Origin of the sequence: Actinoplanes sp. CA-142083 (assembly GCF_050942195.1) — a bacterium.
Classification (GTDB): domain Bacteria; phylum Actinomycetota; class Actinomycetes; order Mycobacteriales; family Micromonosporaceae; genus Actinoplanes.
This window is the reverse complement of the sequence record NZ_CP192076.1, coordinates 7,913,608-7,934,220: the sequence shown is the minus strand read 5'-3', so window position 1 is coordinate 7,934,220 and position 20,613 is coordinate 7,913,608. Positions and strand designations below refer to the sequence as shown.

Here is a 20,613-nt window from a genome sequence, read left to right as displayed (position 1 = left end):
TACGGAGGGTGGCCGGATGAGCGCGCTGTCGCGGGGTAGGCGGCTGGGCGTCGATGTCGGTAAGGTGCGCGTCGGGGTCGCCATAAGCGACCCTGACGGGATCCTGGCCACCCCCCTGGTCACGGTGCCCCGTGACATGGGCGCGGCACCCAACGCCGTGCCTGGCGACATAGCCGAGCTCGTTCGTCTCGTGGGGGAACACGAGGCGGTCGGGATCGTGGTGGGGCTTCCCGTGCGCCTCAACGGCGCCGAGGGTCCTGCCGCCATCGACATTCGTGCGTACGCTGGGCGACTGGCGGAGGCGGTCGGCGAGATGCCGGTCGTCCTGGCGGACGAAAGGATGTCAACCGTGGTCGCAACTCGACGGCTCGCCGAGCGTGGCGTCCGGGGCAAGCGGCAGCGGGCGGTCGTCGACCAGGCGGCCGCGGTGGAGATCCTGCAGAGCTGGCTGGACGCGCAGCGGAGGCAGAGATGATCGACGAGCTGGACCTGGCGTTCGACGAACACGCCGATCGCACGAGGCCGCGCCATCGGCGGGGCCGCGGTGGCAAGAAAGGCTCGGGTAAGTCCGGCGTCGCCTTTTTGATGGCTTTCATCCTTTTGGCCGTTCTGGGCGGCGGCGTCTACTTCGGCTACAGCAAGGTGAAGGACTTCTTCGTCGCGGCCGATTACAGCGGGGAGGGAACCGACCCCGTTCAGGTGACGATCGCCAAGAACTCGACGCTCACCGAGATCGGCAACACGCTGGTCGATTCGGACGTCGTGAAAAGCACCAAGGCGTTCGTGAATGCGGCCGGCGAGAATCCCCGCGGAAAGAACATCCAGTCCGGAACGTACAAGTTGCGCAAGCAAATGGCGGCGAAGAGCGCGGTTACCCTGCTGCTCGACCCGAAGTCGCGCATCACCTCCGGCGTCACGATCACCGAGGGCCAGACCTCGATGCAGATCTACGCGACGCTGTCGAAGGCGACGAACATTCCGGTCAAGGATTTCCAGGCCGCGGCCAAGAAGCCGGTCGAGGATCTCGGTGTGCCCGATTACTGGTTCAAGCGGCGCGACAACAAGCCCGCGGCGACCGGCAGCATCGAAGGCTTCCTGTTCCCCGATACGTACGAGTTCGACCCGAAGCTGAACGCGGAACAGATTCTCAAGGTCATGGTGGACCGGTTCCTGACGGTCACCGGGGACATGCAGTTCGCCGACAACGTGCAGAACAATCTGTCCGTTTCGCCGTACGAGGCGCTGATCGTGGCCTCCCTCTCGCAGGCCGAGGCGGGCGTCCCCAAGGACCTGCCCAAGATCTCCCGGGTGGCGTACAACCGGGCCTACAAGGCGAACATGCCGCTCGAGTTCGACGTGACGGCCAACTACTGGCTGGAGCTCAACGGCAAGGGCGCCAAGCATTCCGGCAAGCTCACCGCGGCCGAGATCGACGACCCGAAGAACCCGTACAACACCAAGAGCAAGCGCGGGCTGCCGCTCGGGCCGATCGACAACCCCGGTCAGGCGGCGCTGCAGGGCGCCATGCAGCCGGCCGCGGGCAACTGGCTGTACTTCGTGGCGATCGACAAGGCCGGCAACTCGATCTTCACGAACGACTACGCGCAGCACCAGAAGAACATCACCCAGGCCTGCAAGAACGGCGTGCCGCTCTGCTGAGCCGCTCGGCTACCGTGTGTCGGTGACTTCCGCCGACACACGGACACGCCGGGCCGCCGTGCTCGGCCGGCCGATCGCGCACTCGCTCTCCCCGGTGATCCACAACGCGGGCTTCGCGGCGGCGGGCCTCACCGGCTGGAGTTACGTGGCGATCGAGTGCGGGGTCGCCGGTCTCGCGGGTCTGCTCGACGGTCTCGACGCCACCTGGGCGGGCCTTTCGCTGACCATGCCCCTCAAGGAGGAGGCGCTGCGCCTTTCGGCGACAGCGACGAGGGTCGCGCAGGCGACGGGTGCGGCCAATACTCTCGTACGCCGTGGGCACGGCACCTGGCACGCCGACAACACGGACGTCGCCGGCATGGTCCGGGTCCTCCGCGACGCGGGCCTCGGCACGTCGCCGTCGGTGACCGTGCTCGGCGGCGGCGGCACTTGCCGCGCGGCGCTGGGCGCGGCGTCGCAGCTGGGCGCGACCGAGGTGACCGTGGTGACCCGCCGCCCCTCGGTGCGCGAGGAGTTGGAGCCGGCCGCCGACGCTCTCGGCATCAAGCTGCTCGGCGCGTCCTGGGACGAGGCCGCCTCGCTGTTCGCCGCGGATGCCGTGATCTCCACAGTCCCCAAGGGCGCCGCCGACCACCTGGCCGCCGAGGTCACGTGGCGGCCCGGCACGGTGCTCTTCGACGCGATCTACGACCCGTGGCCGACCCCGCTCGCCGCCGCGGCGACCGCCGCCGGGGTGCCCGTGGTGTCGGGTCTCGACCTGCTGCTGGGCCAGGCGCTGAGCCAGTTCGAGCAGTTCACCGGCGTCACGCCCGCTCCCGAGGCGGCGATGCGAGCCGCGCTGTTCGAGGCGGCCAGCCGCCGCTGAAGTCCGGAAGGCGGGACGCGGGCGGGGCCGCGGCCGGGTGAAAGACGAACGTGGGAGACTTGCGCCGTGTTGCGCTGGCTTACTGCAGGTGAATCCCATGGACCGGCGCTCGTCGCGATGCTCGAGGGCGTGCCCGCCGGCGTCGAGGTGACGAGCGCGGAGATCGGCCGCGATCTGGCTCGGCGGCGGCTCGGCTATGGCCGGGGTGCGCGCATGTCCTTCGAGCAGGACGTGGTCGAGGTCATCGGGGGGATCCGGCACGGCGTGACGCTGGGTAGCCCGGTGGCGCTCCGCATCGGGAACTCGGAATGGCCGAAGTGGCAGACCGTGATGGCGGCCGACCCGGTCGACCCGGCGGAGCTGGCCGCGCAGGCGCGCAACGCGCCGCTGACGCGCCCTCGTCCGGGGCACGCCGACCTAGCCGGCATGCAGAAATACGGGCACACCGACGCCCGGCCGATCCTCGAGCGTGCCTCCGCCCGCGAGACCGCGGCGCGGGTGGCCGTGGGCGTGGTGGCGAAGGCGCTGATCAAGCAGGCGCTCGGCATCGAGATCGTGTCGCACGTGATCGAGCTCGGCTCGGTGGGAGCCAAGACCGGGCTGATTCCAAAGCCCGAGGACGCCGAGCGCATCGACGCCGACCCTCTGCGCTGCCTCGACCCGGAGGCGAGCGCGCGCATGGTCGCCGAGGTCGACGCGGCCAAGAAGGACGCCGACACGCTGGGCGGCATCGTCGAGGTGCTGGCCTACGGCGTGCCGCCGGGCCTCGGCTCGCACGTGCAGTGGGACCGCAAGCTCGACGGCCGGCTCGCCGCCGCGCTGATGTCGATCCAGTCGGTGAAGGGTGTGGAGATCGGCGACGGTTTCACCCAGGCCCGCTCGCGCGGCTCGGTCGCCCACGACGAGATCATCCCGACCGCCGACGGTGTGCGGCGCGTCACCGACCGTGCCGGCGGCCTCGAGGGTGGCATCACGAACGGTGAGCCGCTGCGGGTGCGCGCCGCGTTGAAGCCGATCTCGTCGCTCAACCGCGCCCTGCAGACCATCGACGTGACCACCGGCGAGCCGGCCACCGCGATCAACCAGCGCTCGGACGTCTGCGCCGTCCCCGCGGGCGCGGTCGTCGCCGAGGCGATGGTGGCGCTGGTGCTGGCCGAGGCCGCGGTCGAGAAGTTCGGCGGCGACTCGGTCGCCGAGATCCGCCGCAACCTCGAGGGCTACCTGTCGACGCTGGTGATCCGCTGATGGCGCCCGTCGCCGTGTTCGTCGGCGCGCCCGGCGCCGGCAAGACCACCATCGGCGAGGCGGTGGCCGGGCTGCTCGGCGTGCCGTTCAGCGACACCGACGCCATCATCGAGGCCCGCGCCGGCAAGCCGATCCCCGAGATCTTCTTCGACGACGGCGAGGACGCGTTCCGCGCTCTCGAGCGGGAGGCGATCGCCGCGGCGCTGGAGGAGTTCGACGGGATCCTGGCCCTCGGCGGCGGCGCGATCCTCCACGAGGGCACCCGCGAGCTCTTGAAAGACCACACCGTCATCTACCTGTCGGTGGAGCTGTCGGACGCGGTGAAGCGGGTCGGGCTGGGCAGCGGGCGCCCGCTGCTGGCGGTCAACCCGCGGGCGACGCTGAAGTACCTGCTCGACCAGCGGCGGCCGCTGTATGCGTCGGTGGCCACCCACACGATCGTGACCGACGGCCGTGAGCCCGAGGAGATCGCCGCCGAGGTAGCGGCCCTGCTGAAGGTGTGACGGACGAGACCGCCTAGGCGGCGCCCCGGCGGGTTAAGACTGACCGCATGACACGAGCGGTGCGTTTCGATCAGTACGGCGACGTCGACGTTCTCCGGATCGAGAACGTCGAGCGTCCGCAGCCGGCGGCCGACCAGGTCCTCGTCGAGGTGGTCGCGGCCGGGATCAATCCCGGGGAGATCGCCATCCGGAGCGGGCTCATGCACGACCGGTGGCCGGCGACGTTCCCGTCCGGCCAGGGCAGCGACTTCGCGGGCCGGGTGGTCGAGGTGGGCGGCTCGGTCACCGAGTTCGCGGTCGGTGACGAGGTGCTCGGCTGGTCCGACGAGCGGTCGTCGCACGCCGACTACGTTCTGTCGCCGGCCGACCACCTGACCCGCAAGCCGCTGGCGCTCGACTGGATCCGGGCCGGCGGCCTTTTCGTCGCGGGCGTGACCGCCTACGCCTCGGTGCGCGCCGTGCAGCCGGTGGCTGGCGAGACCGTCGTGATCAGCGGCGCGGCCGGCGGTGTCGGCTCGATCGCGGCGCAGCTGGCCCGCAACACCGGCGCCGACGTCATCGGCATCGCGAGCGAGAGCAACGCGGCCTGGTTGCGCTCCGTGGGCGTCACGCCCGTCGCCTACGGCGACGATCTGGGGGCGCGGTTGCGCAAGGTGGTTCCGTCCGGCATCGACGCCTTCATCGACACGTACGGCAATGGCTATGTCGATCTGGCCGTCGGGTTGGGTGTGGACCCGTCCCGGATCAACACGATCATCGACTACGCGGCCGCCCAGAAGGCCGGCGCCAAGGCCGAGGGCAGCTCGACGGCGAGCGACGCCGAGGTGCTGGCGTTCGTGGCCGGCGAGATCGCGTGGGGGCGGGTCGTGCTGCCGATCGCCGCGATCTACCCGCTCGAGGCGATCCGCGAGGCGTACACCGAGCTGGCCGCCCGCCACACCCGCGGCAAGATCGTCCTGTCGACCGAGCTGCCCTCGAACGCCGGTCGCCAGCCCGCGCAGTGATCAAGCAAGCGGAGTGGCCTTCTCGACCTTGACCGACGGGGGAAGGCCGCTTCGCCCGAGCACCCGCTGCCTCGGTCCGACGACGACCCGCAGCGGGCCACCGGTCCGGCGACGCAGGGTGGAGAGATCCACGGCCGTGCCGGCGCGCGAGAGGTCGACCGACGTGACGCCCGGGTGGGCGGACAGTGGCGCGAGGTCGAGCCGGTCGAAGTTCACGATCTCGATCGTCCGGAGGCCGGCCGGGCTGCGCAGCGTGCCGAGCCGGGCCGCCATCAGACCGTCGATCCGCAAGGTGGTGAGGTCGGCGAAGTCACCCACCAGGGCCAGGCTGTCCGGCCACCGCACGTTGTGCAGTTGCAGCCACTGCAGCCGGGGGAAGACCTCCGCCAGGTCCTTCGTGCCCGCGCGCGGCGGCTCCTCCAGGTCGACGAGACCGAGTCGGCCGATCGGCAGGCCCGCGAAGGCGTCGAACGAGTCGACCCGGCCGTCCTCGACGTACAGTGCCCGCAGCTGCGGCATGCCCGCCAGCATGTCGATGTCGGTTGCGTCGCCGAGTCTGATCCGGACGTCGCCGACCTGGGTGAGGGCGGCCGTCGCGGCCACCACGTCGTCGTCCGCGCCACAGCCGGGCGCGATGTAGAGGATCCGGAGACCGCGCAGGTGCCGCAGCCGCCCGATCTCCCCGGCGGTCACCTGACGATGCGGCGTGACCAGCTCCAGCCATTCCACCCGGGTAAACCGTTGCAGCGTGCCGAGGTCGCCGTCCCAATCCCGGCCCAACGCCAGCATGGTGAGGCGCGGCTCGTCGGGCAGCTCGGTCAGATCGACCTTCGTGCCGAAGTCCCCGAAGATCTCGGACACGTGGCGAAGGTGCCGGGCCTCGACGAGGAGCGCCGGCTCCTCGATGGTGATCCGTCCCTTGGCGAGCGGCGCGTCGGCGAGGACGTCGCGCGCATATTCCGCGGGGTCGAAATGGCGCCAGGCCCGCAGCAGCTCGCGCTGCACCTCGAGCCTCGTGTCGTGCGCGTAACCGGCGATGAGCCGCATGGCGCGCGGCCCGTTCACCAGGGCCGCGGTCCGGACGACGGCGGCCGCCTGGTTCTCGGTGAGGCCGGACGGATCGCCGGGGAGCCGGCTCAGCACCGGCTCGCCGAGCGCGTGCAGCGAGGCGGCCTCGGCGAGCGACCGCGGCGGCACGACCCGCGTCAACCGGCGGTCGATCTCGGCCAGCAGGGCCGGGTCCAGTGACGGCATCGTCTCGAGGCAGGCGCCGGCCAGCAGCACCAGCGCGCGCCGCCGGCGGGGCTCGCGGTCGGCGCGCCGGAGGAGGCTTTCGATCAGGTCGGCGCGCATCGGGCTGTTGCCGTGGCCCGCGGCCATGATGATGATCTCGCGCCACGTGTCGAGATGGGCGTGGCCGGCCAGCATGCCGCCCATGTTCTGCTCGGCGGCCTCCCGCGCCGCGAGGTATTCCTGGAACGTACGGTGGACGAAGTCGATCCGGCCCGCCGCCGGCTCGCGGAGGATGCCGCTGCGCTCGACCAGGTGGGTGAGGACGTCCTCGGCCGAGGCCGGCACGCGGGGCATGCCGGGGAGTCGCCGCGCCAGGAAGGCCTCGGCATCCGGCCGGGTCAGCTCGGACTTGCCGTTCAGCGACAGCCGCCACGCGAGGTCCTGCAACAGCTGCAGGCGTTCGCGGGCCGCCATCGCGGGCATCGTCGACGACACGCCGCGCTCGGTGTCGCGGCGCTGCAACAGCATGTCCACCGCCGCCTGATAGATGCCCATGCGGTCGGGCGGCAGGTGGGTCTCGCGGTCCAGGTTCAGCGCGCACAGCATCGCCGCCATCAGCGGGTTCCCGGCCAGGCGGTACAGGTGACGGTTCGCGGCGAGCTGGGTGAGCAGCGACTGCTCGTACCGCTGCAGCTCGTGCGGCGGGCAGGGCAGCGACGGCGACGTACGGGCGGCCCGGTGCCATTGGTCGATCAGCGCGCGCACGTCGGCGGGCGTCAGCCGCTCCAGAGTGAGCGACTCGAACCCCTCGGCGTCGAGCCACCGCACAGGCGCCGCCGGTGGGCGTGAGGTCACCACGACCAGCGACGACGGGTACGTGTCGAGCAACTCCTTGAGCCAGGCCCGGACCCGCGGCCGGCGCTCGGCCGGCAGCTCGTCCACCCCGTCGACGAGCAGCAGGCCGCGGCCCTCCTCGAGCTGCCGGTGCACCCAGCCGGGCGGCATCGTGCCGGCGATCGGATCGGCCACTCCGGAGAGGAACTGCTCGGGCGCGGGCAGAGCCGCCGGCCAGCTGCGCAGCTTGATCAGGAACGGGATGCGGCCGTTCCACTCGGAGAGCGCGCCGGTGAACCCCCGCCGCGCCGCGTTGACCGCCAGCCAGCGCAGCAGCGTCGACTTGCCGGCGCCGGCCTCGCCCCGGATCAGCGTGCGGGTGCGGCGGGCCAGCGCCTGCTCGACCCGCGCGGCCCCGGCGTCGACCCGGGCGTGCCGGAGCAGGCTCGGGTCCCACATCGACGACCGCTCCCGGGTTGTGCCGTCGCCGGTGACCGAGAGGCTGACGTAGGCGACGCTCAGCGTGGTGCGCGGCCGGAACTGGGTCTCCACCCCGACCAGCTCCAGCACGTTGAGCTTGTTGGCCAGCACCTCGGCGTACCGGGGGAGGAACTCGGCCGGGGCCAGGCCGGCCACCGCGAGCTGCCGCAGGACCGCCGACATCTGGCCGGTCAGGTCGGTGAGGCGGCTCAGCATCTCGACCGAGGCGCGGTTGGCGAACGGCGCCGTGCGCACGACGAACTGGGTGAAGCAGCGGCTGCAGTCCTCGAGCGCGAGGTCGTACAGCCGCTGCGCCAGCTCGGACAGCGCGGCCGGCGGGGCGGCGGCACGCAGGTGCTCGGCGAGGCGGCCCGGGTCGACGTCGGCCGCGAACAGCGCCTCGTCGGAGAGGTCAGCCCGGCGGAACGTGTCGGCCACCGCGTCGAGAGCGGCCACCGCCTCGTTCGCGGGCAGGGCCGCGAACCGGGTGGTGATCAGCGGCTCCAGGCGCTCGGCCACCTCGTCCACGACGGACTCGATCTGACGCTCGCCCCGGCGCCTGGTGAACTCGTCGGCCGCCTTCTGTTGCAGCAGCTCGCTCAGCGGCAGGGTGCGCTCGCGAGCCTGTCGCCGCCCGCCCAGCCAGCGGGTGACGAACGGCGTGACCACCGCGCGGCCGACATTGAGCAGTGCCGTCTCGATCCCCGTCAGAGTCACCACCCCCCCACCGTGGACGGTAGCTAATTCGCCCGGCTTTCCAATCGCTCGATGCGCTGGATCAGCGGGGTCAACTCGGCGCGGAAAGCTGCCAGGACGGCCGGGGGAATGGCCGGCGCGCCCGCGGTGGCGCGCAGGTGGGCGTAACCGGCGAGGGCGGCCGCGACGGCGCGCCGGGTGGAGCGGGCGTCGGCGCCGCGGGTGCGGAGCAGCTCGCCGGCGGCGCCGTCGGGCTCGGCCGCGAGGGCGATCAGCATGTGCTCGCAGCCGACGTAGTTGTGGCCCAGCCCGATCGCCTCGCCGACGGCCAGCTCCAGCGCGACCGCGGCCGCGTTGCTGAAGCGCAGGCCGGGCTCGGCCGGGCCGGGCTCGGCGGCGGCGGGCACGTCGAGGGCGCCCGGGTCGATCTCGAGGGCGCCGAGGATCTGCAGGGCCAGGTTGCCGCCCTCGGCAAGCATGCCGGTGAGCAGGTCGGCGGTGGTGACGTGCGGGTTGCCGGCCGACTTGGCGCGATCGGCCGCCAGCGTCACGGCGGTGACCAGCCGCGCGGTGAAGCTGGGCAGGCGGGCGGTCAGCTGATCCGGCCGGACGTCGTCGAGCAGGGCCTGGCGGATCGCGGTGGTGCGGCGGACGGCCTGCTCCAGGGCGCGCTGGCAGATGTTCGAGACCGGCAGGCCCGCGTCGCGGACGGCGTCGGCCAGATCGTCCGGCAGGTACACGTTGATTTTCGGCATGGCACAGTTATAACCCGTATGGGGGTAGAAGAATATAACCCCAAAAACCGCCGATAGGGTTGCGGCTGTGGTGACACGCATACATGTGGGCGGTGACCGGCCGTACGAGGTGCTGGTCGGGCACGACCTGGCCGGGGAGCTTCCGGGGCTGGTCGGCGACGCCGCGCGGGTCGCGGTGCTCTACTCGGCGCCGTTGCGTTCGCGCGCCGAGGCGATCGCGGGCGCGCTCCCGGCCAAGGTCACGCCGATCGAGGTGCCCGACGCGGAGAGGGGCAAGACCGTCGAGGTCGCGGCCCGGTGCTGGGACGCGCTGGGCGAGGCCGGCTTCACCCGCTCCGACGTGGTGGTCGGCGTCGGCGGGGGAGCGGTCACCGACCTCGCGGGCTACGTCGCCGCCTCCTGGCTGCGCGGGGTGCGCTGGGTGCCGGTGTCGACGTCGCTGCTCGGCATGGTCGACGCGTCGGTCGGTGGCAAGACGGGGGTGAACATCGCGGCCGGCAAAAACCTCGTCGGCGCGTTCCACCCGCCGGCCGGGGTGCTCTGCGACCTCGACGCGCTGGCGACCCTGCCGGCGGACGACCTGACGGCCGGCATGGCCGAGGTGATCAAATGCGGCTTCATCGCCGATCCGCGCATTCTGGAGCTGGTCGAGGAAAGCGGGACGGCCCAGCTGCGCGAGCTCGTCGAGCGGGCGATCCGGGTCAAGGCCGAGGTGGTCAGCGTCGACCTCAAGGAGTCGGGGCTGCGCGAGATCCTCAACTACGGGCACACGCTCGGCCACGCGATCGAGAAGCGCGAGAAATACACCTGGAAGCACGGGCACGCGATCTCGGTGGGACTGATCTTCGCGGCCGCATTGTCGCGGCTGTCCGGGCGGCTCGACGACGCCACGGCGGCGCGGCACCGGACGGTCCTGGAAAAGACGGGGCTCCCCACGGCGTACGGGAAAGACGCCTGGACCGATCTCCTGGCCGCCATGCGCGTCGACAAGAAGGCGCGGGCCGACACCTTGCGGTTTGTTGTTCTTGACGGCCTGGCCAAGCCGGGCATTCTCACCGGCCCCGACGAGGGGCTGCTGCGCGAGGCGTACGCGGAGGTGGCGCGATGATCTACGTGCTGAACGGGCCGAACATCGGACGGCTGGGCACGCGGGAACCGGAGATCTACGGCCGGACGACCTACGCCGACCTTGTCCAGCTATGTCAGGACACGGCCAAGCAACTCGGCCAGGAGGTCGAGGTGCGGCAGACCGAGGCCGAGTTCGAGATGATCCGGTGGCTGCACGACGCCGCCGACGAGGGCGCCGATGTGGTGATCAATCCGGGCGCCTGGACGCACTACAGCATCGCGGTCCGGGACGCCTGCTCCATGCTGCGCGGGCGCCTCATCGAGGTGCACATCTCGAACATCCACCGGCGCGAGGAGTTCCGCCATAAATCGGTCATCACGGCCGTCGCCACCGGCGCGATCATCGGCCTGGGCGTGGACGGTTACCGCTTGGCGCTGGAGCACCTGGCCCAGGTGGGCGACGGGGCGTAGCCGCCGGTAAGCTCATCCGGTCACCGATACGTACTTGATGAAGGCAGACAGGGCTTAATAACAAATGGCAACCACGAACGACCTGAAGAACGGCCTGGTGCTCAACCTCGACGGCGATCTGTGGTCCGTCGTGGAGTTCCAGCACGTCAAGCCCGGTAAGGGTGGGGCGTTCGTGCGCACCACGCTGAAGAACGTGCTCTCCGGCAAGGTCGTCGACAAGACCTTCAACGCGGGCACCAAGGTCGACACGGCGACGGTCGACAAGCGCACGATGCAGTACCTCTACCTCGACGGCGAAGACTTCGTCTTCATGGACCTGGACACCTTCGACCAGATCACCGTCCCCGCCGGCACCGTCGGCGAGAACGCGAACTACCTGCTGCCCGAGGCCGAGGCCACGGTCGCCACGCACGAGGGCGTCCCGCTGTACATCGAGCTCCCGACCAGCGTCTTCCTCGAGGTCACCTACACCGAGCCGGGCCTGCAGGGCGACCGCTCCACCGGCGGCACCAAGCCGGCCACGGTCGAGACCGGCGCCACGGTCAACGTCCCGCTGTTCATCACCACCGGCGAGAAGATCAAGGTCGACACCCGCGACGGCCGCTACCTCGGTCGTTCCTGACCATGGCGGAGGCCCCCAAGACGCAGATGCCCGCGCGCCGTAAGGCACGCAAGCGGGCGCTGGATGTCCTCTACGAGGCCGACCTGCGCGATCTGCCGCCGAGCGAGGTGCTGCGGACTTACCTCGACCGCATCGAGAAGCCGCGCCCCGACCACATGGACTACGCGATCAGCCTGGTCGAGGGCGTGGCCAAGAACCTCGACCGGATCGACGAGCTGATCGCGAGCTACGCCGAGGGCTGGACCCTCGACCGCATGCCCGTGATCGACCGCAACCTGGCGCGCATCGCCGTCTTCGAGCTGCTCTACGTCCCCGAGATCGACGACCCGGTCGCCATCACGGAGGCCGTCGAGCTGGCCAAGCAGATGTCCACCGACGACAGCCCGCGCTTTCTCAACGGCATCCTCGGCCGCATCGCGGAGTTCGCCACCCGGTAACGCAGATCACGTCAAAGCCGCCCGCCGTGGTTGAGGTGGGCGGCTTTGTTGCGCTTTTTCCAATCCCCATCGGATACGGCTCGACGACTCCGCAAACCGCACAAACGCCACAACCCGGCTCCGCCGCTGCCACGGCGACGTAGCTGCGGCCGCACGGCCGTAGCGCCCGCCCGGCCCGCCGGCCCCTCACGGCCTTGATGACTTGCCGCGCGTGGCGTGCCGCAGTTCACCAAGATTCGCGCGCTTCGCCCGCCGCCGCGCGCTTCGCCCGCCGCCGCGCGCTTCGCCCGCCGCCGCGCGCTCCGCCCGCCGCCGCGCGGATCTTGATGACTTGCCGCGTGTTGCTCGCCGTATGTCATCAAGGTCTGGGGGCGAATGTGAGGGGCGGGTTTGAGTTTTCGCGTTCGCTCACTGTGCGAAAACGGGCGATGGTGTGTGGGTGCGAAACGTCAGTCCGCACGGTCGGTGATATCGAGCATCGTCGGGTCCGCGGCAGGGTCACGGGCAGTGGCCGAGGCACGCGAAAGGCCCGCGGGATGACCGCGGGCCTTTCGGTGAAAAGGGACTTCTGAGTCAGAGGTCAGCTGGCGAAGAAGGCGCGCGGGTCGGCCACCAGGACACCCTGCTCGGTCAGGCGCTCGATCAGGCCCGAGGGCGAGATGTCGTAGACGATGGCGAGCGCGCGCAGGTCGTCGGCTCGGATGGAGAGGACGCGGCCGTTGTAGTCGCCGCGCTGCTGCTGGATGGCCCGGGCGTACCGTGCGACGTAGGCGAGGTCCTCGCCGGTGGTGTCGTACAGCTTTTCCAGGTCGAGCACGATCTTGTTGGTTGCCTCGAGGCGGACGCCGCTGCCGTCGGGCAGCAGCTCCGAGACGGGCACGCGGTAGAAGTCGGCCAGCTCGGCGAGGCGCGAAACGGTGACCGCGCGGTCACCACGCTCGTACGAGCCCACCACCACGGCCTTCCACCGGCCGTTCGACTTCTCTTCCACACCCTGCAGGGACAGGCCCTGCTGCTGGCGGATGGAGCGCAGGCGGGCGCCCAACGACTTGGCGTACTCAGACGGCATTCGGAACACTCCCATGTGCTGGCCCGGAGGGTTCTTCCTCCGCGATCGCTACGCAGCGTGACGGTACGCAGTGTGAGTCCGCCGGTCAAGTGTTGGTTACCGATGAGTCGTGCGGCCCACGGGGGTTCTGCCGGATTCGTCCCACTGATCCCAGGGGTTGGGCAGGTCACCATGGTCATCGGGGCCGCCGCTGGTAACGTAGCGTCAGCCATCGGGCAGCCTCCCCTGGAGGGTTCCCGTCGACGTCCTTTAACGACCCGTCCCGTGAGGCGGGGAAGGAGGTCCGCCGTGGCGTCGCCGCGCGCTGACACGAGTACGAAGATCATCTTGACCGGGTCCGACCTGCATCGGGTCGTCGACCGGATCGCTCACCAGATCCTCGAGAAGACGTCGGGCGCCACCGGCACCGTGCTTCTCGGCATCCCCACCCGCGGCGTCCCGCTCGCGAAGCGGCTGGCCGCCCGCATCCACGCCTTCGAGGGCATCGACGTGCCGGTGGGCTCGCTCGACATCACGCTCTACCGGGACGACCTGCGGCTGCACGCCACCCGCGCGCTCGGCAAGACCGAGCTGCCCGGCGGCGGCATCGACGGGCGTCGCGTCATTCTGGTCGACGACGTGCTCTTTTCCGGGCGTACGGTCCGGGCCGCGCTCGACGCGCTGAACGACGTCGGCCGTCCCAGCTCCGTGCAGCTCGCCGTCCTGGTCGACCGCGGCCACCGCCAGCTGCCGATCCGCGCCGACTACGTGGGCAAGAACATCCCGACCGCGCTGACCGAGAGCGTGCGGGTCTCGCTGACCGAGACCGACTCCCTGGACGAGGTCAAGCTGACTGGGGGCGACAGGTGATCAAGCATTTGCGATCGGCGGCCGATCTCGACGCGGCCACCGCCACCCTGATCCTGGACACCGCCGGCGAGATGGCCGCGCTGGCCGGCCGCGAGGTCAAGAAGCTGCCGACGCTGCGCGGCCGGACCGTGGTGAACCTCTTCTACGAGGACTCGACCCGGACCCGGATCTCGTTCGAGGCGGCGGCGAAGCGGCTCTCGGCGGACGTCATCAATTTTTCCGCGAAAGGCTCGAGCGTCTCGAAGGGTGAGAGCCTGAAGGACACGGCTCTCACCCTGCAGGCGATGGGCGCGGATGCCGTGGTGATCCGGCACTCCGCGTCGGGAGCGCCGCACCGCCTCGCCGCCTGGGTCGACGGCTCGGTCATCAACGCCGGGGACGGGACGCACGAGCATCCGACCCAGGCGCTCCTCGACGCGTACACGATGCGGTCTCGTCTTGGTCGTCTTGACGGCCTGAAAGTCGCGATTGTCGGCGATGTTCTGCACAGCCGAGTCGCGCGCTCCAATGTGCTGCTGCTGACGACGCTGGGCGCGCACGTGACCCTGGTCGGGCCGCCCACGCTGATCCCGGTGGACATCTCCGCCGCTCTCTCGCCCGCCACAAAAGTGTCGTACGACCTCGATAGCGTTCTGCCCGACATGGACGTCGTGATGATGCTGCGGGTGCAGACCGAGCGCATGCAGGACTCGTACTTCCCGTCTGCCAGGGAATACAGCCGGCGCTACGGTCTCGATCTCGCGCGCATGCGCAAGCTGCCGGAGCACGCGATCGTCATGCACCCGGGCCCGATGAACCGGGGCATGGAGATCACGCCCGAGGTCGCCGACTCGTCCCGTTCCACGATCGTCGAACAGGTCGCCAACGGGGTTTCCGCCCGCATGGCGGTGCTTTATCTGCTGCTTGGGGGGAAGGCATGAGCTCGTATCTGCTTCGCGGCGTCTCCGTTCTCGGTGGGGCGCCGACTGACCTGGTGATTCGCGACGGGGTGATCTCTTCCGAGGCCGCACCGGATGCCGAGGTGATCGACGCTGCCGGGCTCGTCGCGCTGCCGGGCCTGGTCGACCTGCACACCCACCTGCGCGAGCCGGGCCGCGAGGACGCCGAGACCGTCGAGACCGGCTCGCGGGCGGCGGCCCTGGGTGGTTACACGGCGGTCTGCGCGATGGCCAACACCTCGCCGGTCGCCGACACCGCGGGCGTGGTCGAGCAGGTCTGGCGCCTGGGCCGCGAGGCCGGCCTGGTCGACGTGCAGCCGATCGGCGCGGTGACCGTCGGGCTGGCCGGCAAGCAGCTCGCCGAGGTGGGCGCGATGGCCACCTCCGCGGCCAACGTGCGGATCTTCTCCGACGACGGCTTCTGTGTCGCCGACCCGCGCCTGATGCGCCGCGCCCTGGAGTACGTGAAGGCGTTCGACGGCATCATCGCCCAGCACGCCGAGGAGCCGCGCCTGACCGAGGGCGCGCAGATGCACGAGGGCGAGGTCAGCACCCGCCTGGGCCTCACCGGCTGGCCGGCCGTCGCCGAGGAGGCGATCATCGCCCGCGACGTGCTGCTGGCCGAGCACGTGGGCAGCCGCCTGCATGTCTGCCACGTCTCCACCGCCGGTTCGGTCGAGGTGCTGCGGCAGGCCAAGGCCCGCGGCGTCCGGGTCACGGCCGAGGTGACGCCACACCATCTGCTGCTCACCGACGAGCTGGCCGCGTCCTACGATCCGGTTTTCAAGGTCAACCCCCCATTGCGTACGGCCGCGGACGTGGCCGCCCTGCGCGAGGCGCTCGTGGAGGGGGTCATCGACGTGGTGGCGACCGACCACGCCCCGCACGCGGTCGAGGACAAGGAATGCGAGTGGGCGTACGCCCGGCCCGGCATGCTGGGGCTGGAGACGGCGCTCTCGATCGTGATCAGCGTCCTCGGCGAGCGGTGGGACCTGATCGCCGACCGGATGTCGCGCACCCCGGCCCGCATCGCCGGGCTGACCGGGCACGGCACCGACCTCGCGGCGGGCTCGCCGGCCAACCTCACGCTGGTGGACCCGTCCGCCCGCCGGGTCGTCGACCCGAGCGAGCTGGCGAGCCGCAGCCGCAACACGCCGTACACGGGCACCACCCTGCCGGGTCGCATCGTCGCGACCTTCCTCCGGGGAGAGCCGACGGTCCTCGACGGGAAGGCTGTGAAATGAGCTCTATACCTCCTCTTGCAGTGCGGCGAAGCCGCCTTGGTGGCTCAGCGATCCTCGTGCTCGAGGATGGGCGGACCTTCTACGGGAATGCCTTTGGCGCTCTCGGAGAGACGTTCGGGGAGGCGGTCTTCACCACCGGCATGACCGGCTACCAGGAGACGCTGACCGACCCGTCCTATCACCGGCAGGTCGTCGTGCAGACCGCCCCGATGATCGGCAACACCGGGGTGAATGACGAAGACGACGAGTCCTCCCGCATTTGGGTGGCCGGCTATGTCGTACGGGATCCGGCTCGTCGCCCCTCGAACTGGCGCTCCACGGGAGACCTCGGTGAGCGGCTCGCCGCCGAGGGCGTGGTCGGGATCAGCGGAATCGACACCCGGGCGCTGACTCGGCACCTGCGGTCGCGGGGCGCCATGCGGGTGGGCATCTCCAGCATGGATCTTGACCCTGCGTCGCTCCTCTCCCGAGTTGTTGACTCGCCGCAGATGATCGGTGCCGACTTGTCCGCCGAAGTCACGACATCGGCGAAATACACGGTCGATGCGGTCGGCGAGCACCGGTACACGGTCGCGGCCCTCGACCTCGGCATCAAGCGCAACGTGGCCCGCCGGCTCGCCGCGCGCGGGGTGACCACGCATATCTTCCCGGCCTCGTCCTCGATCGAGGATCTGCTCGCCGTCAGCCCCGACGCGGTCTTCTTCTCGCCCGGGCCCGGCGACCCGGCCACCGCCGACGGCCCGGTCGCGCTGGCCCGCGAGGTCATGCGCCTCCGCAAGCCGCTGTTCGGCATCTGCTTCGGCAGCCAGATCCTCGGCCGCGCGCTCGGCTTCGGCACCTACAAGCTCGGGTACGGCCACCGCGGCATAAACCAGCCGGTGTTCGACAAGACCACCGGCAAGGTCGAGGTCACCTCGCACAACCACGGCTTCGCGGTCGACGCCCCGCTGAACACCGTGATCGACACCGACTTCGGCGGCGTCGAGGTGTCGCACGTCTGCCTCAACGACAACGTGGTCGAAGGGCTGCGGGGGATCGACGTCCCCGCGTTCACCGTCCAGTACCACCCCGAGGCCGCCGCCGGCCCGCACGACGCCGACTACCTGTTCGACCGCTTCGTCGAGCTCGTGGAAAAGAAGGGCTGACCACACATGCCTAAGCGCGAAGATCTGAAGCATGTGATGGTGATCGGCTCCGGGCCGATCGTCATCGGGCAGGCCTGCGAGTTCGACTACTCCGGCACCCAGGCGTGCCGGGTGCTGCGCGCCGAGGGGCTGCGCGTCTCGCTGGTCAACTCCAACCCGGCGACGATCATGACCGACCCCGAGTTCGCCGACGCCACCTACGTCGAGCCGATCACCCCGGAGTTCGTCGAGCTGGTCATCGCCAAGGAGCGGCCCGACGCGATCCTGCCCACGCTGGGCGGGCAGACCGCGCTGAACACCGCGGTCGCCCTGCACGAGAGCGGCGTGCTGGACAAGTACGGCGTCGAGCTGATCGGCGCCAACATCGACGCGATCCGCCGCGGCGAGGACCGGCAGCTCTTCAAGGACATCGTGGCCAAGGCCGGTGGCGAGACGCCGCGCTCGCGGGTCTGCCACTCCATGGACGAGGTCTTCGCCACGGTCGAGGAGCTCGGCCTGCCGGTGGTCATCCGGCCGTCGTTCACCATGGGCGGGCTCGGCTCGGGCATGGCGCACACCCGCGAAGACCTGGAGCGCATCGCCGGCTCCGGCCTCGCGGCGTCGCCGGTGCACGAGGTGCTCATCGAGGAGAGCGTGCTCGGCTGGAAGGAGTACGAGCTCGAGCTGATGCGCGACAAGCACGACAACGTCGTGGTCGTCTGCTCGATCGAGAACATCGACCCGATGGGCGTGCACACCGGCGACTCGGTCACCGTCGCGCCGGCCATGACGCTGACCGACCGGGAGTACCAGGCCCTGCGCGACCTCGGCATCGCCGTGCTGCGCGAGGTCGGCGTCGACACCGGCGGCTGCAACATCCAGTTCGCGGTCAACCCGCGCGACGGCCGCCTGGTCGTCATCGAGATGAACCCGCGGGTCTCGCGCTCGTCGGCGCTCGCCTCCAAGGCCACCGGCTTCCCGATCGCGAAGATCGCGGCCAAGCTGGCCATCGGCTACACGCTCGACGAGATCCCGAACGACATCACGCTCAAGACGCCGGCCGCCTTCGAGCCGGCGCTCGACTACGTGGTCGTGAAGATCCCGCGGTTCGCGTTCGAGAAGTTCCCGGGCGCCGACCCCGAGCTCACCACCACGATGAAGTCGGTCGGCGAGGCGATGTCGCTGGGCCGCAACTTCGCCGAGGCGCTGAACAAGGCGATGCGGTCGATGGAGACGTCGGCGGCCGGCTTCTGGACGGTTCCCGATCCGTCCGATTCCGTCGAGTCAGCTTTGTCGGATTTGCGGATTCCGCACGACGGCCGGCTCTACACCGTCGAGCGTGCCCTGCGTCTGGGCGCCACCATCGACCAGGTCTTCGAGGCCAGCGGCGGGATCGACCCTTGGTTCCTGGAGGAGATCCAGGCGCTGGTCGATTTGCGTCGGGACATTTCGGACGCGGCGGTGCTCGACGAGGAGCTGCTGCGCCGGGCCAAGCGCTCCGGCCTCTCCGATCGGCAGCTCGCCGCGCTTCGGCCCGAGCTGGCCGGCGAGGACGGCGTGCGCACGCTGCGGCACCGGCTCGGCGTCCGGCCGGTCTACAAGACCGTCGACACCTGCGCCGCCGAGTTCGAGGCGAACACGCCGTACCACTACTCGTCCTACGACGAGGAGACCGAGGTCGCGCCGTCGGACCGGCCCAAGGTGCTGATCCTGGGCTCGGGACCGAACCGGATCGGCCAGGGCATCGAGTTCGACTACTCGTGTGTGCACGCGGTCATGGCGCTGCGGGGCGTCGACTACGAGACCGTCATGGTCAACTGCAACCCCGAGACCGTGTCGACCGACTACGACACCGCCGACCGGCTCTACTTCGAGCCGCTCACCTTCGAGGACGTCCTCGAGGTGTTCCACTCGGAGGACTCGTCGGGCAAGGCGGCCGGCGGGCCCGGCGTGGTCGGCGTGATCGTGCAGCTGGGCGGACAGACCCCCCTCGGCCTCGCGAACCGGCTCAAGAAGGCCGGCATCCCGATCGTCGGCACCTCGCCCGAGTCGATCGACCTGGCCGAGGACCGCGGCCTGTTCGGCGCCGTGCTGCACAAGGCCGGCCTGCGCTCGCCCGACCACGGCACCGCCACCAGCTTCGACGAGGCCAAGGCGATCGCCGACACGATCGGCTACCCGGTGCTGGTCCGCCCCTCGTACGTGCTCGGCGGCCGCGGCATGGAGATCGTGTACGACGAGCCGACGCTGGCCGGGTACATCGAGCGGGCCACCCAGATCTCGCCCGACCACCCGGTGCTGGTCGACCGCTTCCTCGACGACGCCATCGAGATCGACGTGGACGCGCTCTGCGACGCCACCGGCGAGGTCTACCTCGGCGGCGTGATGGAGCACATCGAGGAGGCCGGCATCCACTCCGGCGACTCGTCCTGCTCGCTGCCGCCGGTGACCCTGGCCGGCTCGCACCTGGCCGAGGTGCGCCGCTACACCGAGGCGATCGCCCGCGGCGTCGGGGTGCGCGGCCTGCTCAACGTCCAGTACGCGCTCAAGGACGACACCCTCTACGTGCTGGAGGCCAACCCGCGCGCGTCCCGGACCGTCCCGTTCGTGTCGAAGGCGACCGCGGTCCCGCTGGCCAAGGCCGCGGCCCGCATCATGCTCGGCGCCACGATCGCTTCGCTCCGGGAAGAGGGCCTGCTGCTCGCCGAAGGCGACGGCGGCACGGTCCCGGACCACGCGCCGATCGCGATCAAGGAGGCGGTGCTGCCCTTCAAGCGGTTCCGTACTCCCGCCGGCAAGGGTGTGGACAGCCTGCTCGGCCCCGAGATGAAGTCGACCGGCGAGGTGATGGGCATCGACGCCGGCTTCGGCCAGGCGTTCGCCAAGTCGCAGGCCGCCGCCTACGGATCGCTCCCGACCGGCGGCAAGATCTTCGTGTCGGTCGCCAACCGCGACAAGCGCACGATGATCTTCCCGATCAAGCGGCTCGCCGACCTCGGCTTCACGATCGTGACCACGGCCGGCACCGGCGAGGTGCTGCGCCGGCACGGCATCGACTGCGAGGTCGTGCCCAAGCACTTCGAGAGCCCCGGCCAGAACGCGGTGGCCCTGATCCTGGCCGGCGAGATCGCCATGATCATCAACACTCCGCAGGGCTCGGGCGCGAGCGCCCGCTCCGACGGGTACGAGATCCGCAGCGCCGCCGTCACCGCCGACATCCCGAGCATCACCACCACGCAGGGCGCGGCGGCCGCGGTCATGGGCATCGAGGCGCTGATGCGCGGCGACATGTCGGTTCGTCCCCTGCAGGAGCTGCACGCCGCCCTCCGGGGTGGCGAGTGACCAGGGCGCGTCGCCCGGCCTCGCGTCGCCCAGCCGGGCGTTGGTCGGCTGGGCGTCGCCCGGCTGGGCGTCGCCCGGCTGGGCGTTGGTCGGCTGGGCGTCGCCCGGCTGGGCGTTGGTCGGCTGGGCGTTGGTCGGCTGGGCGTTGGTCGGCGGCGCCGCGTGAGGGGGCGGC

General features: G+C 70.6%; 19 protein-coding genes. 16 read left to right on the top strand and 3 right to left on the bottom strand.

Annotated elements, in window-relative coordinates; all coding sequences use genetic code 11:
* Window positions 1–16 precede the first annotated feature (16 nt).
* The 6 genes from ruvX (at window position 17) to ACQPZX_RS36190 (ending at window position 5,276) form a co-directional block, all read left to right on the top strand.
* A complete protein-coding gene (gene ruvX, locus ACQPZX_RS36215) occupies window positions 17–475 on the top strand; it encodes a Holliday junction resolvase RuvX (RefSeq protein WP_433365633.1) in 459 nt (152 codons plus the stop codon).
* Window positions 472–1,659 carry an endolytic transglycosylase MltG gene (gene mltG, locus ACQPZX_RS36210; RefSeq protein ID WP_433365630.1) on the top strand — a complete coding sequence of 396 codons (1,188 nt, stop codon included), beginning with the start codon at window positions 472–474 and terminating at the stop codon, window positions 1,657–1,659. The genes ruvX and mltG overlap by 4 nt, the downstream gene beginning before the upstream one ends.
* Before the next feature lie 16 nt (window positions 1,660–1,675).
* Complete coding sequence (locus tag ACQPZX_RS36205) at window positions 1,676–2,524, top strand: shikimate dehydrogenase (protein ID WP_433365627.1); 849 nt, start codon at window positions 1,676–1,678, stop codon at window positions 2,522–2,524.
* A 66-nt stretch (window positions 2,525–2,590) separates the two neighbouring features.
* Window positions 2,591–3,769 (top strand): chorismate synthase, encoded by a 1,179-nt coding sequence (aroC, locus tag ACQPZX_RS36200; RefSeq protein WP_433365625.1) that lies wholly within the window; start codon window positions 2,591–2,593, stop codon window positions 3,767–3,769.
* Window positions 3,769–4,272, top strand: a complete 504-nt coding sequence (locus ACQPZX_RS36195; RefSeq protein ID WP_433365622.1) for a shikimate kinase — start codon at window positions 3,769–3,771, stop codon at window positions 4,270–4,272. The genes aroC and ACQPZX_RS36195 overlap by 1 nt, the downstream gene beginning before the upstream one ends.
* Window positions 4,273–4,319: 47 nt before the next feature.
* Window positions 4,320–5,276 carry an NADP-dependent oxidoreductase gene (locus ACQPZX_RS36190; protein WP_433365619.1) on the top strand — a complete coding sequence of 319 codons (957 nt, stop codon included), beginning with the start codon at window positions 4,320–4,322 and terminating at the stop codon, window positions 5,274–5,276.
* Here the strand turns inward: ACQPZX_RS36190 and ACQPZX_RS36185 are convergent, their stop codons facing one another.
* The gene (locus ACQPZX_RS36185; protein WP_433365616.1) at window positions 5,277–8,543 is read right to left on the bottom strand and encodes an NACHT domain-containing protein; all 3,267 of its coding nucleotides are present in this window, start codon (window positions 8,541–8,543) and stop codon (window positions 5,277–5,279) included.
* Between the two features lie 20 nt (window positions 8,544–8,563).
* Entirely contained in the window at window positions 8,564–9,274 is a 711-nt protein-coding gene (locus ACQPZX_RS36180; protein WP_433365613.1) for a Clp protease N-terminal domain-containing protein, read from the bottom strand.
* 67 nt (window positions 9,275–9,341) lie between these two features.
* Here ACQPZX_RS36180 and aroB point away from each other — a divergent pair, with 67 nt between their 5' ends.
* The 4 genes from aroB (at window position 9,342) to nusB (ending at window position 11,872) form a co-directional block, all read left to right on the top strand.
* Entirely contained in the window at window positions 9,342–10,382 is a 1,041-nt protein-coding gene (aroB, locus tag ACQPZX_RS36175; RefSeq protein ID WP_433365610.1) for a 3-dehydroquinate synthase, read from the top strand.
* Window positions 10,379–10,813: a type II 3-dehydroquinate dehydratase gene (aroQ, locus tag ACQPZX_RS36170; protein WP_433365608.1), complete on the top strand. Its 435-nt coding sequence runs from the start codon at window positions 10,379–10,381 to the stop codon at window positions 10,811–10,813. Before aroB ends, aroQ begins: the two co-directional genes overlap by 4 nt.
* 64 nt (window positions 10,814–10,877) lie before the next feature.
* Window positions 10,878–11,435 (top strand): elongation factor P, encoded by a 558-nt coding sequence (gene efp / locus ACQPZX_RS36165; RefSeq protein ID WP_020517565.1) that lies wholly within the window; start codon window positions 10,878–10,880, stop codon window positions 11,433–11,435.
* Between the two features lie 26 nt (window positions 11,436–11,461).
* Window positions 11,462–11,872, top strand: a complete 411-nt coding sequence (nusB, locus tag ACQPZX_RS36160) for a transcription antitermination factor NusB (RefSeq protein ID WP_433385617.1) — start codon at window positions 11,462–11,464, stop codon at window positions 11,870–11,872.
* 580 nt (window positions 11,873–12,452) lie between these two features.
* Here the strand turns inward: nusB and bldD are convergent.
* Window positions 12,453–12,941 carry a transcriptional regulator BldD gene (gene bldD / locus ACQPZX_RS36155; RefSeq protein ID WP_020517563.1) on the bottom strand — a complete coding sequence of 163 codons (489 nt, stop codon included), beginning with the start codon at window positions 12,939–12,941 and terminating at the stop codon, window positions 12,453–12,455.
* A 288-nt stretch (window positions 12,942–13,229) separates the two neighbouring features.
* Here bldD and pyrR point away from each other — a divergent pair, with 288 nt between their 5' ends.
* Genes pyrR through ACQPZX_RS36125 form a run of 6 tightly spaced genes read left to right on the top strand, consistent with a single transcriptional unit; the run spans window position 13,230 to window position 20,604 of the window.
* Entirely contained in the window at window positions 13,230–13,790 is a 561-nt protein-coding gene (gene pyrR / locus ACQPZX_RS36150) for a bifunctional pyr operon transcriptional regulator/uracil phosphoribosyltransferase PyrR (RefSeq protein ID WP_433365604.1), read from the top strand.
* Window positions 13,787–14,710, top strand: a complete 924-nt coding sequence (locus tag ACQPZX_RS36145) for an aspartate carbamoyltransferase catalytic subunit (RefSeq protein ID WP_433365602.1) — start codon at window positions 13,787–13,789, stop codon at window positions 14,708–14,710. The genes pyrR and ACQPZX_RS36145 overlap by 4 nt, the downstream gene beginning before the upstream one ends.
* On the top strand, window positions 14,707–15,972 hold the full coding sequence (locus ACQPZX_RS36140; protein WP_433365600.1) for a dihydroorotase: 1,266 nt from the start codon (window positions 14,707–14,709) through the stop codon (window positions 15,970–15,972). The genes ACQPZX_RS36145 and ACQPZX_RS36140 overlap by 4 nt, the downstream gene beginning before the upstream one ends.
* On the top strand, window positions 15,969–17,117 hold the full coding sequence (gene carA / locus ACQPZX_RS36135; RefSeq protein ID WP_433365597.1) for a glutamine-hydrolyzing carbamoyl-phosphate synthase small subunit: 1,149 nt from the start codon (window positions 15,969–15,971) through the stop codon (window positions 17,115–17,117). Before ACQPZX_RS36140 ends, carA begins: the two co-directional genes overlap by 4 nt.
* Window positions 17,118–17,123: 6 nt before the next feature.
* Complete coding sequence (carB, locus tag ACQPZX_RS36130) at window positions 17,124–20,438, top strand: carbamoyl-phosphate synthase large subunit (protein WP_433365594.1); 3,315 nt, start codon at window positions 17,124–17,126, stop codon at window positions 20,436–20,438.
* Window positions 20,428–20,604: a hypothetical protein gene (locus tag ACQPZX_RS36125; RefSeq protein WP_433365591.1), complete on the top strand. Its 177-nt coding sequence runs from the start codon at window positions 20,428–20,430 to the stop codon at window positions 20,602–20,604. The genes carB and ACQPZX_RS36125 overlap by 11 nt, the downstream gene beginning before the upstream one ends.
* Window positions 20,605–20,613: the final 9 nt, after the last annotated feature.